General features: G+C 63.4%; 12 protein-coding genes. 5 read left to right on the forward strand and 7 right to left on the reverse strand.

The window, feature by feature from the left end; translation table 11 throughout:
• From ACFFAR_RS09470 to ACFFAR_RS09485, 4 genes are all read left to right on the forward strand, one after another.
• The coding region (locus tag ACFFAR_RS09470) for a chemotaxis protein CheW (protein WP_174365130.1) at positions 1 to 486 on the forward strand (486 nt) is incomplete at its 5' end.
• Positions 483 to 2,807 (forward strand): response regulator, encoded by a 2,325-nt coding sequence (locus tag ACFFAR_RS09475; protein ID WP_174365131.1) that lies wholly within the window; start codon positions 483 to 485, stop codon positions 2,805 to 2,807. The genes ACFFAR_RS09470 and ACFFAR_RS09475, both read left to right, overlap by 4 nt.
• Positions 2,808 to 2,845: 38 nt before the next feature.
• Positions 2,846 to 3,868 carry a chemotaxis response regulator protein-glutamate methylesterase gene (locus tag ACFFAR_RS09480; protein WP_062170004.1) on the forward strand — a complete coding sequence of 341 codons (1,023 nt, stop codon included), beginning with the start codon at positions 2,846 to 2,848 and terminating at the stop codon, positions 3,866 to 3,868.
• Between the two features lie 48 nt (positions 3,869 to 3,916).
• Positions 3,917 to 5,041 (forward strand): diguanylate cyclase domain-containing protein, encoded by a 1,125-nt coding sequence (locus tag ACFFAR_RS09485; RefSeq protein WP_062170003.1) that lies wholly within the window; start codon positions 3,917 to 3,919, stop codon positions 5,039 to 5,041.
• A gap of 4 nt (positions 5,042 to 5,045) precedes the next feature.
• On the opposite strand, the gene ACFFAR_RS09490 is transcribed toward ACFFAR_RS09485, so the two are convergent.
• The 4 genes from ACFFAR_RS09490 to ACFFAR_RS09505 all read right to left on the reverse strand — a co-directional run bounded on the left by ACFFAR_RS09490 (position 5,046) and on the right by ACFFAR_RS09505 (position 11,823).
• Positions 5,046 to 5,903, reverse strand: coding sequence for a hypothetical protein (locus ACFFAR_RS09490; RefSeq protein WP_174362556.1), 858 nt, complete (start codon positions 5,901 to 5,903; stop codon positions 5,046 to 5,048).
• Positions 5,904 to 6,008: 105 nt separating this feature from the next.
• A complete protein-coding gene (locus tag ACFFAR_RS09495; RefSeq protein WP_375507807.1) occupies positions 6,009 to 7,466 on the reverse strand; it encodes an efflux transporter outer membrane subunit in 1,458 nt (485 codons plus the stop codon).
• On the reverse strand, positions 7,466 to 10,672 hold the full coding sequence (locus ACFFAR_RS09500; RefSeq protein WP_174362554.1) for an efflux RND transporter permease subunit: 3,207 nt from the start codon (positions 10,670 to 10,672) through the stop codon (positions 7,466 to 7,468). Before ACFFAR_RS09500 ends, ACFFAR_RS09495 begins: the two co-directional genes overlap by 1 nt.
• On the reverse strand, positions 10,669 to 11,823 hold the full coding sequence (locus tag ACFFAR_RS09505; RefSeq protein WP_174362553.1) for an efflux RND transporter periplasmic adaptor subunit: 1,155 nt from the start codon (positions 11,821 to 11,823) through the stop codon (positions 10,669 to 10,671). Before ACFFAR_RS09505 ends, ACFFAR_RS09500 begins: the two co-directional genes overlap by 4 nt.
• Before the next feature lie 247 nt (positions 11,824 to 12,070).
• On the opposite strand from ACFFAR_RS09505, the gene ACFFAR_RS09510 reads away from it, so the two are divergent.
• A complete protein-coding gene (locus ACFFAR_RS09510) occupies positions 12,071 to 12,700 on the forward strand; it encodes a TetR/AcrR family transcriptional regulator (protein WP_375507805.1) in 630 nt (209 codons plus the stop codon).
• A gap of 14 nt (positions 12,701 to 12,714) precedes the next feature.
• On the opposite strand, the gene ACFFAR_RS09515 is transcribed toward ACFFAR_RS09510, so the two are convergent.
• The 3 genes from ACFFAR_RS09515 to ACFFAR_RS09525 form a co-directional block, all read right to left on the reverse strand.
• Positions 12,715 to 12,957: a DUF2795 domain-containing protein gene (locus ACFFAR_RS09515; RefSeq protein WP_061999489.1), complete on the reverse strand. Its 243-nt coding sequence runs from the start codon at positions 12,955 to 12,957 to the stop codon at positions 12,715 to 12,717.
• A gap of 23 nt (positions 12,958 to 12,980) precedes the next feature.
• Positions 12,981 to 13,256 carry a hypothetical protein gene (locus tag ACFFAR_RS09520; protein WP_061999488.1) on the reverse strand — a complete coding sequence of 92 codons (276 nt, stop codon included), beginning with the start codon at positions 13,254 to 13,256 and terminating at the stop codon, positions 12,981 to 12,983.
• A 265-nt stretch (positions 13,257 to 13,521) separates the two neighbouring features.
• On the reverse strand, positions 13,522 to 14,854 hold a 1,333-nt coding region (locus ACFFAR_RS09525; RefSeq protein ID WP_375507806.1), incomplete at its 5' end, for a ClcB-like voltage-gated chloride channel protein.

Raw genomic sequence — 14,854 nt, forward strand, 5'->3', positions numbered from 1 at the left:
CGCATCGGCGATGAATGGCTGGGTTTGCCCACGGCCATCTTCCAGCAGGTCGCGCAGTTAAGGCCGATCCACTCGCTGCCGCACCGGCGTCATCGGGCGGTGCTCGGCGTGGTGAACATCCGCGGCGCGCTGCTGGTTTGCGCATCGCTTGCACGGCTTTTCGGGATTGCATCGGAGTTTGCGCAGGACGGCCGGCGCGACGCCGCGCAGCAGGTCGTCGATGCCCGCGATCTCGGCCGCCTGCTGGTCGTCGAACCCGCCGCCGATAGCGCGCCGCGTGGCGACTTCGCGAACCCGATCGTGTTTCCCGTCGATGCCGTCGATGGCGTGCATCGATTTGCCCGTGCCGACTTCCAGGAAGTCCCGGCCACGGTCGCGAGCATGTCGGCTTCGCACGCGATCGCCGTCACGGCGTGGAAGGGCGTGACGGTCGGTTTGCTCGACGCCGCGAAGCTCTTCGAAACCCTCAACCGGAGCCTGACATGAGCGGCGCCTCGCTCGTCGATTTGTTCCGCGAGGAAGCGCGGGCACAGGCGCAGATCCTGAGCGACGGCCTGCTCGCGCTCGAACGCGCGCCGCGCGATCCTGTCACGCTTGAAGCGTGCATGCGTGCCGCGCATTCGTTGAAGGGCGCGGCGCGGATTGTCGGCGTGCCGGTCGGCGTGAGCCTCGCGCACGTGATGGAGGACTGCTTCGTCGGCGCGCAGCAGGGCCGCGTGAACGTGGATGCCGCCATGATCGATGTGTTGCTGGCAGGCGTCGACCTGATCGTGCGCATCGGCCAGGCTTCCGGCGACGAAACCATCCCGCAGGCCGACGTCGACGCGTTCGTCGATGAGTTGAATGCGCGGATGAGTGGCGAAGCCGGGGACTCCGGGGAGGCTTCGTTCAAGCCGCCGGCACCGGACGACTTTCTGGATTTATCGAAGGAATTGACGCTCGCCGCGCCGGTTCCCCAATCGGAACCCGAACCCGCGCGCCCGTTGCCCGTCTGGTCGCCGGCCGAACAACGTGAAACGACTCGCATGCTGCGCGTTCGCACGGAGACCCTCGATCGCCTGCTCAGCCATTCCGGCGAATCGCTGGTGGAATCGCGCTGGCTGAAGCCATTCGCGCAATCCATGCTGCGCGTGAAGCGCATTCAGCGCGACGCGAGCCGCGCGCTCGACTTCCTGCATGAATCGCTGACCGAATCTTCGCGTAGTTCGGGCACCGCTTCGGGCCTCACGTCGACCGCCGCGCTCGACGTGCGCACGCTCGCCGCCCTCGATGAAATCCGCCGCCTCAACGCCGAGGCGCAGCGCCAGCTCGGCGAACGCCTGGCCGAGCTCGAGAACTACGACCGCCGTACGACGCACCTTTCGCAACAGCTCTACGACGAAGCGCTCGAATGCAGGATGCGTCCTTTCGTCGATGCCACCGGTGGCTTTGCGCGCATGGTGCGCGACGTCGCGCGTGCGCTCGAGAAACAAGTGCGCTTCGTGATCGCGGGCGAAGCAACGGAGGTGGACCGCGACATTCTGGACATGCTCGAAGCGCCGCTCGGTCACTTGCTGCGCAACGCCGTTGACCACGGCATCGAGGCGCCGTCGCTGCGCCGCGCGCTCGGCAAGCCGCCCGAAGGCACGATCACGCTCGAAGCACGCCACAGCGCGGGATCGCTTTTCATCAGCGTGAGCGATGACGGCGGCGGCGTCGACCTTCCCGCGCTGCGCCGGGCGATCGTGCAAAAACGCCTGTCCAACGAAGCGACGGCCGCGCGTCTGTCGGAAGCGGAATTGCTCGAATTCCTGTTCCTCCCCGGCTTTTCGATGCGCGATACCGTCACTGATGTCTCCGGCCGCGGCGTCGGTCTCGACGCGGTCCACGACGTCGTGCGCCAGGTTCGTGGCAGCTTGCGTGTCACGCAGGAAGAACTCGTCGGCACGCGCTTCGTGATGCAATTGCCGCTCACGCTGTCTGTGATCCGCAGCCTGATCGTGGAAGTCGATGGCGAACCCTACGGCCTGCCGCTCGCGCATGTGGCGCGCACGCTCGTGTTGCCGCGTGCATCGATCGATCTGCTCGAGGGCCATCAGCATTTCGAGTTCGAGGGCAGGCGTCTTGGCATCGTGACGGCGCACCAGATCCTGCGCGCCGGCACCTTCAACACGGTCAGCGACACGCTCAACGTGGTCGTGATCGGCCAGGGTGCGGCGACTTATGGCGTGGTGGTCGACCGGTTCCTCGGCGAGCGCATGCTGGTCGTGCAGCCGCTCGACAAACGTCTCGGCAAGGTGCCGAGCATCGCGGCGGGCGCGTTGATGGAAAACGGCGATCCGCTCCTGATCGCCGATCTCGACGACTGGCTGCGCGCGGTCGAAAAACTCGTCGTCGATGGCGAACTCGGCCGCGTTTCACAAGGTACTGCCCGCGCCGTCGCCGCGCCGAAAAAGCGCGTGCTGGTGGTCGACGACTCGCTGACCGTGCGCGAACTCGAACGCAAGCTGCTGGCCGGCCGCGGCTACGACGTGACCATTGCCGTCGATGGCATGGACGGCTGGAACGCAGTGCGCGGAGAGCGCTTCGACCTGGTGATCACGGATATCGACATGCCGCGGCTCGACGGCATCGAGCTCGTGACGCTGATCCGGCGCGATCCGCATTTGCGCGACACGCCGGTCATGATCGTGTCGTACAAGGACCGTGCGGAAGACCGCCAGCGGGGGCTGGACGCGGGCGCGGACTACTATCTGGCAAAGGGCAGTTTCCACGATCAGACGCTGCTCGACGCCGTGCGCGATCTGATTGGCGAGGCGCAGCCATGATGATGCAGTTATAAAAACGAGAGAGCTGGGGGCTGGCAATGAAGATCGGAATAGTGAACGACATGCCGCTTGCGGTGGAAGCCACGCGCCTGGCGCTGGCGACGCGGCCTGATTTCGATGTGATCTGGGTGGCGACCGATGGCGTGCAGGCCGTGGATTACTGCACGGCGCAGAAGCCGGACGTCGTGCTGATGGACCTCGTGATGCCGCACGTCGACGGGACGGAAGCCACGCGGCGGATCATGCGTCAGGCGCCGTGCGCGATCCTGATCGTGACGGTTGACGTGGGTGCGAACTCGTGGCGCGTGTACGAGGCAATGGGCGCAGGCGCGCTCGATGCCGTCGATACCCCTGCGCTTGCCGGCCCGGACGCGAAGCGCGGGATCGCCGCGTTGATCGCGAAGATCGACCAGGTCGGGGCGCAGCAGCGGGCAAAAGCCGCTGCGAATCCACTGGGTGCCGCGCCGCGTATTACACCCGGTATGGATTTGCTTGCGATAGGCGCGTCGGCCGGCGGTCCCGGAGCGCTTGCGGTGCTGCTCGCCGCGCTGCCGGCCGATTTCACGCCGGCGACGGTGATCGTGCAGCATGTGGATCAGGCGTTTGCCATCGGGATGGCGGAATGGCTGAACGCACAGTCGAAATTGCCGGTGTACATTGCCCGCGAGGGCGATCGTCCGGAGCCGGGAAAGGTGCTGCTGGCCGCGACCAACGACCACCTGCATTTTGGCGGCGGTAACCGGCTTGGCTACACGAAAGATCCGGAGGCGACGCCGTACCGGCCTTCGATCGATGTATTTTTCAACAGCGTCGTCGCGCGCTGGAGCGGTAACGCGGTCGGCGTGCTGCTGACCGGTATGGGCCGCGACGGCGCCGCAGGGTTGGCGGCCATGCGCGCCAACGGGTTTTACACGATCGCCCAGGACGAGGCGACGTGCGCTGTATATGGCATGCCGAAAGCGGCCGCCGCAATCAATGCGGCTGTTTCCATCCTGCCGCTTCAGAACATCGCGAATGCTGCCGTCAATGCGTTCGCATCGTCGCGCAAGCGAGGCGTATGAGCTCGCGCTTGAGAACCGATTGAGTATTCAGGATCACACAGGACAGTCATGGAACATCGAAACGCAGACCCGCTGGCAGAGCGTGCCCGACGTGAGGCGCAGAGCCGGGAAGCCGAGCCGGAGAGCCCCAGCGACGACACGTCGGCTGCGGCTACCCACGCCGCCGACCTGCTCAACGACGCGCTGAACATGCCGAGCGCGGCGGAAAGCGCGGTCATGGTGCTGCTCGTCGATGACCAGACGATCGTAGCGGAAGCCGTGCGCCGGATGCTGGTGGACGAGCCGAGGCTCGATTTCCATTACTGCGCGAATCCGGAGGACGCGTTGCGGGTGGCGCAAGCCACGCGGCCAACCGTGATCCTGCAGGACCTGGTGATGCCCGGCGTGGATGGACTGACGCTCGTGCGGCAGTATCGTGAACATGAGTCGACCCGCGATATCCCGATCATCGTGTTGTCCACGAAAGAGGAACCGCGCATCAAGAGCGCGGCGTTTGCGGCAGGCGCCAACGATTACCTGGTGAAACTGCCGGACAGCATCGAGCTGATCGCGCGGATCCGTTACCACTCGCGTTCGTACCTGAACCTCACGCAGCGCGACGAGGCGTATCGCGCGTTGCGCACGTCGCAGCAGAAGCTGCTGGAAACGAATCTGGAATTGCAGCGCCTGACGAATTCGGACGGGCTGACGGCCTTGTCGAACCGGCGTTGCCTAGATGATTATCTGAGCGCCGAATGGAAACGCGCCGCGCGCGACAAGTCGCCGCTTGGGTTCCTCATGATCGATGTAGACAGCTTCAAGTCATACAACGATACCTACGGTCACGTCGCCGGTGACGATGTGCTCAAGCACGTCGCGCGCGCCGTTGAATCTTGCCTGAACCGACCTGCGGATCTCGCTGCGCGCTTTGGCGGTGAAGAGTTTGCCGTGGTGCTGCCGTCTACGTCGGCTGCGGGATTGCGCCTCCTCGGCGAAAAAATTCGCGCGGCGGTCGAGACGCTTGCCGTGCCGCATGCCGGCGCGGTTGCCAAGTGCGTCACCATCAGTGTGGGTGGCGTAACGCAAGTGCCGGAACCTGGCGAAGACGTGAAGCAGCTTATCGAAGCGGCTGATCTGGCGTTGTATCGTGCGAAACGCGATGGACGTAACCGGGTCGAAGTCGGCGGCGCATAAGCGCTTACTTTCGCGGCGAAGCCTCGGCGTCGATAACCAGCGGAGCGCGCCAGCGACCGTCCGGCGTTATGGCGATCAGGCGGCGCACGGTATTGCCGCTTGCCTGCACCTGTGTGCCCTTCGCTGAATCGGCAGGGTTCCTGGAATCCGGGCAACCCGGGCTGGAGAAGATGCTCCAGTCGCGATTGCAGCTTCGTGGCTGATGCGCCGATGCAAGCCTGAGGTTCTGCCAGTCCGCAGCGTTGTCGGCACCTTTGGAGGCTGCTGCAGGGGTGATCCAGGGATCGGATTGCGTACTGCCATCAAGTTTCAACACTGCGGCCGGTTGAGTCCCCCGATTGTGTTTTGTGGCGTCGCGCTCGATCGTCGCGGCCGAATCGGGCGCTGCGCGCTTGCGCCATGCATTGTTGCTGGCGATCAGGCCGGGCGAACGTCCGCGTGGCGTTTCGTTCCAGTTCGAACTGTCCATTACAAGGACGTTGGCAGGGTGCGCCGGTTGGACCGGCTGGTCGGCTGCCGCCATTGTTTGTCGAGCGGGTGTGACTGCGTGCAGTTGCTCTCCCGATCTGACCTGATTGCCAGAAGGTGCGCTCCACGAATCGTCCTGCACGATGTGTACCGCGGCCGGGTTTGCCCACGGATCGTCGCGAACAGTATTCCGGACGGTTTGATCGGCGTCCGGGACGCCCGGTTGAACGCTCGCTGGCAAGGCCCATTGATCGACAACCGTGGGTTCAGGCGGTGCCGTTTCATCGGCGCGGGCCGTTGCGTGCATCAAGCTGAAGGCAGCACATGCCAGCGCGACTTTTTCCAGTCCCAAATGAGCGAATCGGAAGACGTCGCGGATCGGTGGGCGAGACATGGCATTTCCTCGGATTGCACGAAAGAACGCAAGCCTATGGCAAACGGCAGTCCGAGATAACCGGATTTATCCGAATAGTGAATGGTTTTCTCCCGGCCACGCCATTCATTTGGCGTTCGCCGCAGCCACGTTCGCTGTACCGCCGTTCGGCGAGCCCATCGCCTGGAAGAGCAGCGCGGTATCGGTCAGGCGGGCGCTTTCGTAGCGGATTGCATCGAGCCTGGCATTTCGATACTGCCGCTCGCTTGCCCGAACCGACGACGGCGGGATTGCGCCGAGCCGCGCACGGGCCGCCGAATCGGTAAAGACGCTCATGGAGGTGCGGCTGGCGGTATCGGCGAAATTCAGCGCCTGGTTGTCCTGCTCGAGCGCCGCAAGAGAATCGGCGACGTTGCGGAATGCGGTCAGCACCGTCTGCTTGTATTGCGACACCGCGGCTTCGTAGCTCGCCTGCGCCGCGCGTTTTTGCGCGAGCAGCGCGCCGCCATGGAAAAGCGGCTGCGAAAGTGACGCGCCGATGCCCCAGATGGCGCCCGCGCCGGACAGCGCCGTGGGCCAGCTGAACCCGGCTTTCCCCATTTGCGCCGACAGCGACAGGCTCGGGTACATCTGCGCGGTCGCCACGCCGACCTGCGCGGCGGCGGCCTTGAGCAAGGCATCGGCGGCCTGGATGTCGGGCCGGCTGGCAAGCAGGTCCGATGGCACCACGACCGGCACGTTCGCCGGGACCGTGAGCGCCGCCAGATCGAGATCGGGGGGCGCCTGATCGGGCGTACGGCCGAGCAGGACGGCGAGCGCGTGACGCGTCGAAAGCCATTGGGCGCGCAAGCCGGGAAGCGACGCAGCCAACGAAGCCGCGCCCGATTGCGCGTTGAGCGCGTCCGAGCGCGACGCCGAGCCGAGTTCGAAGCGGCGTTGCGTGTCGCGCGCGTCTTCATCGGCGAGAACGACGAGGCGCTCCGTTGTGTCGATCTGCGCGTGCAACGCGGCCGCGCTGATTGCGCCGGTCACTATGTTCGCCGCGAGCGCTCGACGAGCGGCATCGAATTGCCAGGACTGGCTGTCCACCTGCGCCGCCAGCGCGCGGTCGGCGAGCCGCGCCGCGCCGAACAGATCGAACGTGTACTGCGCGCGGATCTGGCCGACGAACAGGTTGTAGAGCACGGTCGGCGGCCCGAAATTCGGCACGCCGATCGCACGTTCGCGGTTGGCCTGTCCGCCCAGGTCGATGCTCGGCAGCATCGACGAGCCGACTTGCGCCCGCAGTTGTTCGCGGGCGGCGGCGAGGCTTTTATCGGCGGCGGCGAGGTTCGGGCTGTTGCGCAGGCCTTCATCGACGAGAGCGTTCAGCGCGTCCGACTGGTAGAGCTTCCACCAGTCGGGAACGGGTTTCGCGTTGGCATCGAAGGTCTGAGTCACGCCTTCGGCCATCACGGTGCGCGCGGGTTGCGCCGATACCCCGTAGTGCGGTACCGGCGGCAATATGGGCGGCGTTCCGTCCGGGCCAAACGAACAGGCGGACAGGGCGGCTGCAACGCCAAGGGCAGCCAGGGGAAAACGCATCATGACCGGCCTCCGTTTCCAGCATCGGGCGTAGTGGGTTCCTGGTAATCCGCGCGCTCGTGGCGCTTCACCCTGAACGACGCCGCATACAATGCCGGCAAATAGAACAGCGTAAGCACGGTCGCGCTCGTGATGCCGCCCATCAGTGCGGTGGCCATCGGCCCGAAGAAGTTGCTGCGCAAGAGCGGAATCAGCGCGAGGACGGCTGCTGCTGCGGTCAGTGTGATCGGCCGGAAGCGCCGCACGGTTGCACCGACGATGGCATCGAAACGCGGATGCCCCGCCGCGATGTCCTGCTCGATCTGATCCACGAGGATCACCGAATTGCGCATGATGATGCCGAACATGGCGATCACGCCGAGCATCGCGACAAAACCGAACGGCTTGTTGAAAAGCAGAAGTGCGATCACCACGCCGATCAGCCCGAGCGGCGCGGTCAGCACGACCATCATCACGCGTGCGAAGCTCTGCAACTGGATCATCAAGAGTGTCAGCACGACGATCACCATGATCGGCATTTGCGCGTTGATGGAAGCCTGACCCTTGCCGCTTTCTTCGACCGGGCCGCCGACTTCGATCCTGTAACCGACCGGCAGGCTCGCGCGCAGCGTATCGAGTTTTTTCTCGATGGCATGCGTCACGTCGATGCCTTGCGCACCCGCGCTGACATCGGATTGCACGGTAATGGTCGGCTGTCGATCGCGCTCCCAGATCACGCCGTATTCCAGGTCGTTCACCACATGCCCAATGGTCCCGAGCGGCACGGGACCGTTCGGTGTGGGCATGGCAAGCGTGGCGAGTTTCGCCGGATCGACGCGTTCGCTTTGCGGCGCACGCAGGTCGACGCTGATCAGCTTGTCGCGCACCCGATACTGCGTGACCGTGTAGCCCGTGAATTGCATCGCGAGGAAATTGGACACGTCTTGCGAACTGACGCCGAGTTCACGCGCTTTCTTCTGGTCGATCTGAAAGCGCACCGAGCGCTCCGATGGTTCGTCCCAGTCGTATTGAACGTTTGTCGTGCCGCTGTCGGCGCGCATTTCGGCGAAAACCTTTTCCGCGATGCCGCGCACGGTCGGCAAATCGTCGCCGCTCACGCGAAACTGCACGGGATAGCCGACCGGCGGACCGTTTTCGAGCCGTGAAAGGCGTGTTCTTATCGATGAAAACTTCTCGCGCAAAACGGGTCCGAGCCAGCTTGCGAGTTTCTCGCGGTCTTCCACGGACTTCGCGGTGATCACGAACTGCGCAAAGTTCGGTTGCGGCAATTGCTGGTCGAGCGGCAGATAAAAACGCGGCGCACCGGTGCCGACGAAGTTCACGATGTGATCTATCTCCGGACGTCCTTCGAGCACCTTTTCCAGACGCCTGGTCTCGCGCAACGTGGCTTCGAACGAGGCGCCTTCCTGCAGCCGGACATCGACGAGCAGTTCCGAACGATCCGAACTCGGGAAGAACTGTTGCGGCACGAGCGTGAAGCCCGCCATGGCAATGACAAACAGCACGAGCGTTATGCCAAGCACGACAAAGCGCCGCTCGATACACCACGCGAGCCAGCCGCGCAGCCGCGTGTAGAACTTCGTGTTGTAGATATCGTGTTCGTGATCATGCGCGTGATGTGCCTCGCGCTTGCGTTCGGGCAACAGCTTGTAGCCAAGCAGCGGAATCAGCACGACCGCCGCGAACCAGGATGCAATGAGCGCGATCGCCGATACCTCGAAGATCGAGCGCGTGTATTCACCCGTGCTCGATTTTGCAAGCGCGATAGGCAGGAAGCCGCCGACGGTGACGAGCGTGCCGGTGAGCATGGGGAAGGCGGTGCTCGTGTAGGCATAAGCCGCGGCGCGCGAGCGGTTCCATCCTTGTTCGAGCTTTACGGCCATCATCTCGACCGCGATGATCGCGTCGTCGACCAGGAGGCCCAGCGCGAGAATCAACGTGCCCAGAGAGACCTTGTGCAGGCCGATATCGAAGAGATACATGAAGAGAGCGGTCACCGCGAGCACGACCGGAATCGAGATCACGACGACCATGCCGGTACGAAAACCCAGCGACACGAGACTCACGATCAGCACGATCACGACAGCTTCGGCCACCGCCTCGAGAAAATCGTCCACCGACTTCGATACCGCGTGCGGCATGCTCGACACTTCGTTCAGCACGAGGCCGGCGGGAAGTTGCGTGCGCAGTTGCGCCACTTGTGCGTCGAGCGCCTTGCCCAGACGCACGACGTCCTGGCCGGGCTGCATCGTGATGCCGATGCCGAGTACAGGCTTTTCGCCCGAACGCATTTGCGTGGAAGGTGGATCGAGATAACCGCGCTTGATCGCCGCGATGTCGCCAAGGCGGAACGAGCGGCCGTTCACGCGGATGAGCGTGTCGGCGAGCGCGGCCATGTCGGTGATCTGGCCGCTCGGGCGCACGAATACACGGTCGTTCGGCGTGTTCATGGTGCCGGCGGGGGCGACGGCGTTTTGCCCGTCGATAGCCTGCGCGATCTGCTGCGGCGAAATGCCAAGCCGGGTCAATTGCGTATTCGATATTTCTACATAAACGCGCTCGTCCTGATCGCCGAAATAATTGACCTTCGCGACGCCCGGCACGCGCAGCAGGACCGTGCGCAACGAGTCGGCGTAATCGTGAAGCTGCGCAGGCGAAAAGCCGTCGCCGTCCAGCGTGTAGATGTTGGTGAAGACGTCGCCGAATTCATCGTTGAAGTAGGGGCCTTGCACGCCCGGGGGCAGCGTGTACGCAATATCGCCGACTTTCTTGCGCACCTGATACCACTCTTCGGGCACCTCCTTCGCCGGCGCGCCGTCTTTCATCGTGAAGAACAGAAGCGATTCGCCGGGACGCGAGTAGCTGCGCAGGAAGTCCGTCGATGGCGTTTCCTGCAGCTTCTTCGCGATCTTGTCGGTGACCTGTTCCTGCATCTGGCGCGCGGTTGCGCCCGGCCAGAAGGTCTGGATGACCATCACGCGGAACGTGAACGGCGGATCTTCGGATTGTGCGAGCCGCGTGTAAGCAAGCACGCCGAAGATCGTCGCCATGGCGATCAGGAAGACGACCAGCGCCTGATGCCGCAACGCCCACGCGGAGAGATTGAAGCGGCCTTCTTCGTGACGATAATCGCCGGAAGCCGCCGCTGCCGCTGCCGCCTCGGCGGTGGAGGTGCCGCGCGTCTGTTTGCCCTCTTGATCGCTCATGACGCGAAATCTTCCGGATGCAAGGGCGGGACCACGCGAACTTTTTCGCCGGCGGAAACGGTATGGACGCCTTGCCATACGATGCGCTCGCCCGCCGCGATTCCCTGCGATACGGTCACGGTGCGCTCGCCATAACGCGACACTTCCACGCGACGCAACTCGAGCGCGTTGTCCGCCTTCACGACCCACACGGCGGGCAAGTTTCCGGCATGAAACAGTGCCGTGGAAGGCAGCGTGAATGACTGTCCCGGGGTGCCGGAAGCCGAAGCCGTACTCTGCGCGAAGGCGACATCGGCGGTCATGCCGAGCCGGACTTCCGGCGTGGGCGCTTCGAGCGTGAGCCTTACGCGGTACGTGCGGCTCTGTGCATCGGCGGCGGGGGACACTTCGCGCACGCGTGCGGCAAATTTCTTGCCGGCAAGCGCGCCGATGCTGACCGTAGCGTTCTGCCCGACTGCAAGCGAGGCAAGCGCCGTCTCCGGCACATCGGCCACCACATCGGTCTCGCCGCTCCATGCGAGGTTGTAGACGGCTTGTCCCGCTGACACGTTCTGCCCCGTGTCGGCCTGTTCAGCGGTGATGACGCCGGCTTTGTCGGCGATGAGCGTGGTGTACTTCAACTGATCCTGCGATAACGCCGACTGCGCTTGCGCCTGATTGCGCTGCGCAAGCGCTGCGGCGTAGGCATTTTCTGTTTGCTCGAGCTGCGCGCGCGAGATCAGGCTTTCCTGTGCCTGTACCCGGTCGCGCGTGACCTGCTGCTCGGCGTAGGTCAACTGGTGCTGCGCCGCGGAGAGTTGAGCGGCGGCTGCGGTGGCGTTCTTGGTGTTGTCGGCGGGATCGAGGCGCGCCACGACGTCACCGGCTTTCACCCGGTCGCCAAGCCGCACGCGGCGCTCGATGATCTTCCCGCCGACACGAAACGACAGCGGCGTGGAATAACGCGATTCGATGGTTCCGGGCAACGACGATTGCGACGCGCGGGTATCGGCCTGCGCTGCGACGGCGACCACCGGACGCAAGACAACGGCCGGCGCGTCCTTCTTGCCGCACGCGGCCAACGTCACGACGGCGACCACGCCAATAGATCCGACGAGCGCTGCACGGAAGGAAACCGTGCGGCCTTCCACCCGCGGTAACAGCGAAAACATGCGACGACAGACTTGCAGAATCACGGATGACCTCGACGCAAAACGGTGAACGCGCAGCGCCGACTCAGCCTGATGCAGCGCGTTTTCATGAGATTCAAGCGGTTTGGTTGCGGTGATCGAAGCGTCCGAAAGCCAATGCCCACATGCTTTCGAGTATGCTGATACCGAGATACGGGTTGCATTCTAATACAACACTGTATCTGGAATCGACTCTGTATCTAAATTTTTGAGATGATAAACTTCGCGGATGAAACGAATTCGCCTGACCCGGGAACAAAGCCGCGATCAAACCAGAGAGCGTTTGATGGACGCTGCCCAAGCGGTATTCATGAAGAAGGGATTTGTTGCGGCAAGTGTCGAGGACATCGCGGCGTCGGCCGGTTATACGCGCGGCGCTTTTTATTCGAACTTCGGCAGCAAGTCGGCGTTGTTCCTCGATCTTCTCAAGCGTGATCACGACGTCATCATGAAACGGCTGCATTCCATCTTCGAGGGCGAGGCGACGCGCGCCGACATGGAAGCGCGCCTCCTGCAGTATTACAGCGAGTGTTATCGCGACAACAAGTGTTTTTTGCTCTGGGTCGAAGCGAAATTGCAGTCAAGCCGCGATGCGAAATTCCGCGCGCAATTCAATGCATTCATCCGGGAACTGTTGCAGATGACGACGGCGTACATCGTCGCATTTTCGGAGCGTGCGGGAACGCCGTTACCCATGCCGGCTGAAGAACTGGCGCTGGGCCTGACGGCGTTGATCGATGGAATGCAGTTTTTCTATACTTCGGACCCGCAAGGCTGCGGGGCCGAGATGTCCGAGTCGGTGCTTGCCAAGTTCTTCAGCCGGGTGGTGTTTGGGGCTGAAAAGGTCGGGACCGCCTGAACTGGTGCTTTATTTCAAGCCGATATTCCCGGGCCTGCGCCACTGCCGAGCAATTGCTCGACTGCATCGGCGCTTGCGTAGTCCTGTTCGGGTAAGCCGTCGAACACACTGATTACGTCATTACTCACGCCCGCGGCGCGTGCTGCATCGACGATGCCGTCCTTGTTGGCCGGGAACTTCACGTCGCGGAGAACCTGCGCAATTTCATCGTTGATAGGTTCGTAGTTCAGGCCTTCGCTAATGCGTGTATCGGTCATCTGTGTCCTGGGTTGTGGTTGAGTCATGTACGGACTTGCACTACCTGACTCACCATGCCGTGACTAGGCGAGTGCGACTTGGGCAACGGCACGTGGCGCCAGCGCGCGTGATCGATTTCCTGTGCGGCGATGTCGGGCGCGGGCGGCGAGACTGGCGCTGCGTTTGCCCGGAGGGCCAGCGCCACGCGCGTCGCCTGCTCTTGCCGCGCGGCGTCGGCAGCTCCGTCTCCCGTGTGAAGCGGGGCCGCGTAGCAGGACACGGAGACCAGCGCCATGGATAACACCGTCGAGGTTTTCATCGCCCAACCCTCCTGACAACAAAACGAATCAGATCAAGGCAGTACAAGATTATCAGCGATGACTCGAGCAAGGGTTATGCCAATCAGTGGCCGCCACTCTTTAGCGAATCGACTGACGATTTCACATGTAGCGCAAAGCCAGCCGAGGCCGGACGCGGCAAGAAGTTCTTCGCGTGATTTCTAGGTGCAGCGCGTCTTTTCCTGGCCGCCGTGGACGCCACGTTTTTGCACGCTGCGCGCAAATTCAACGCGGGTTTGTCCTGACCTAGCGCGAGGCCGGATTGAGACGGAAGTAAGCATCGAGCAGCGACGTCTTGTACACCACGCCCAGCAGGACCGGCCGCGCCGCGCAGTCGATGACCGGCAGACGCTCGCCCTGGAATGCCATGAAGTGCTGCAATGCTTCGCCAAGCGACATGTTGGGCGTCAGCACATCGAAATGCGGTTGCAGATAATCCGCAGCCGATTTGACTGCGGTATCGCGTTCGTCGAGCAGGTCGGACGTGATGTCCTTCAGCGCGACTACGCCGCGAAATAAACCGTCTGTATCGACGACGTACAGGTATTTCACCGGATACTCGAGGAACACGCGCGTCATGGCCTTCACGTCGGCATCGAGTTGCACAATCGTGTCAGCCGGCTTGACGAGTTCGCGCATCTGCGTGGCAGCGAGGCGCACGCGTTCCTTTTCATCGCGATTGCGGCGCAAGGTGACTTCGTACATCGATGTCTGCGCCGAGGCCCGCGCGATAAAAAATGCCACCACGCACGAGAGCATCAGCGGCAGCATGACCTGATAGCTCAGCGTCATCTCGAAGATCATCAGGATGGCCATCAGCGGCGCGTGCGTGGCGGCGGCGAGGAACGCGCCCATGCCGACCATGGCGTAGGCGAACGGCGCGGAGGTGGAGTGCGGCCAGATGGCGTGCGCGGCGAGTCCGAACAGGCAACCGACGACCGCGCCCACGAACAGCGTCGGCGTGAAGATCCCGCCGACCGCGCCCGAGCCGGCAGTCGCTGCGGTCGCGACGATCTTGAAGAGCAGCACGGCGGCGAGCGCTTCCCAGGTCCACGCGTGATGCAGGATCGAGTTGACAACTTCGTAGCCATTGCCCCAGACCTCGGGATACCAGATCGAAATCACGCCGACGATCAGACCGCCGAGCGCGAGCCGGATGGGCACCGGCAAGGGCAAGAGCGCGAAGCGTTCCTTCGATGCCGACAGCAAGCGCAGGAAATACGGCGCGAGCACGCCGCATATCAATCCGAGCAGCACGAACAGCAGCACTTCGACGCCGGTCACTGTCGGGAACACCGGCATTTCGTAAGGCGGCCGATACCCCGCGAATTCGCGCATCGTGATGTTCGCCACCACCGACGAGACGACGATCGGCCCGAAGCTTTCCATCGCGATGGAACCGAGCACGATCTCTGTCACGAAAAACGCGCCGGCAATGGGTGCGTTGTAAGCCGATGTGATCCCGGCCGCCGCGCCGCACGCCACGAGCAAGCGCAGGCGCGGGGGATCGAAGTGAACCCAGCGGCCGATCAGGGAAGAACAGAGTGCGGCGAGTTGCACCATAGAACCTTCGCGCCCG

The organism is uncultured Caballeronia sp. (assembly GCF_964243625.1).
Taxonomy (GTDB): Bacteria; Pseudomonadota; Gammaproteobacteria; order Burkholderiales; family Burkholderiaceae; genus Caballeronia.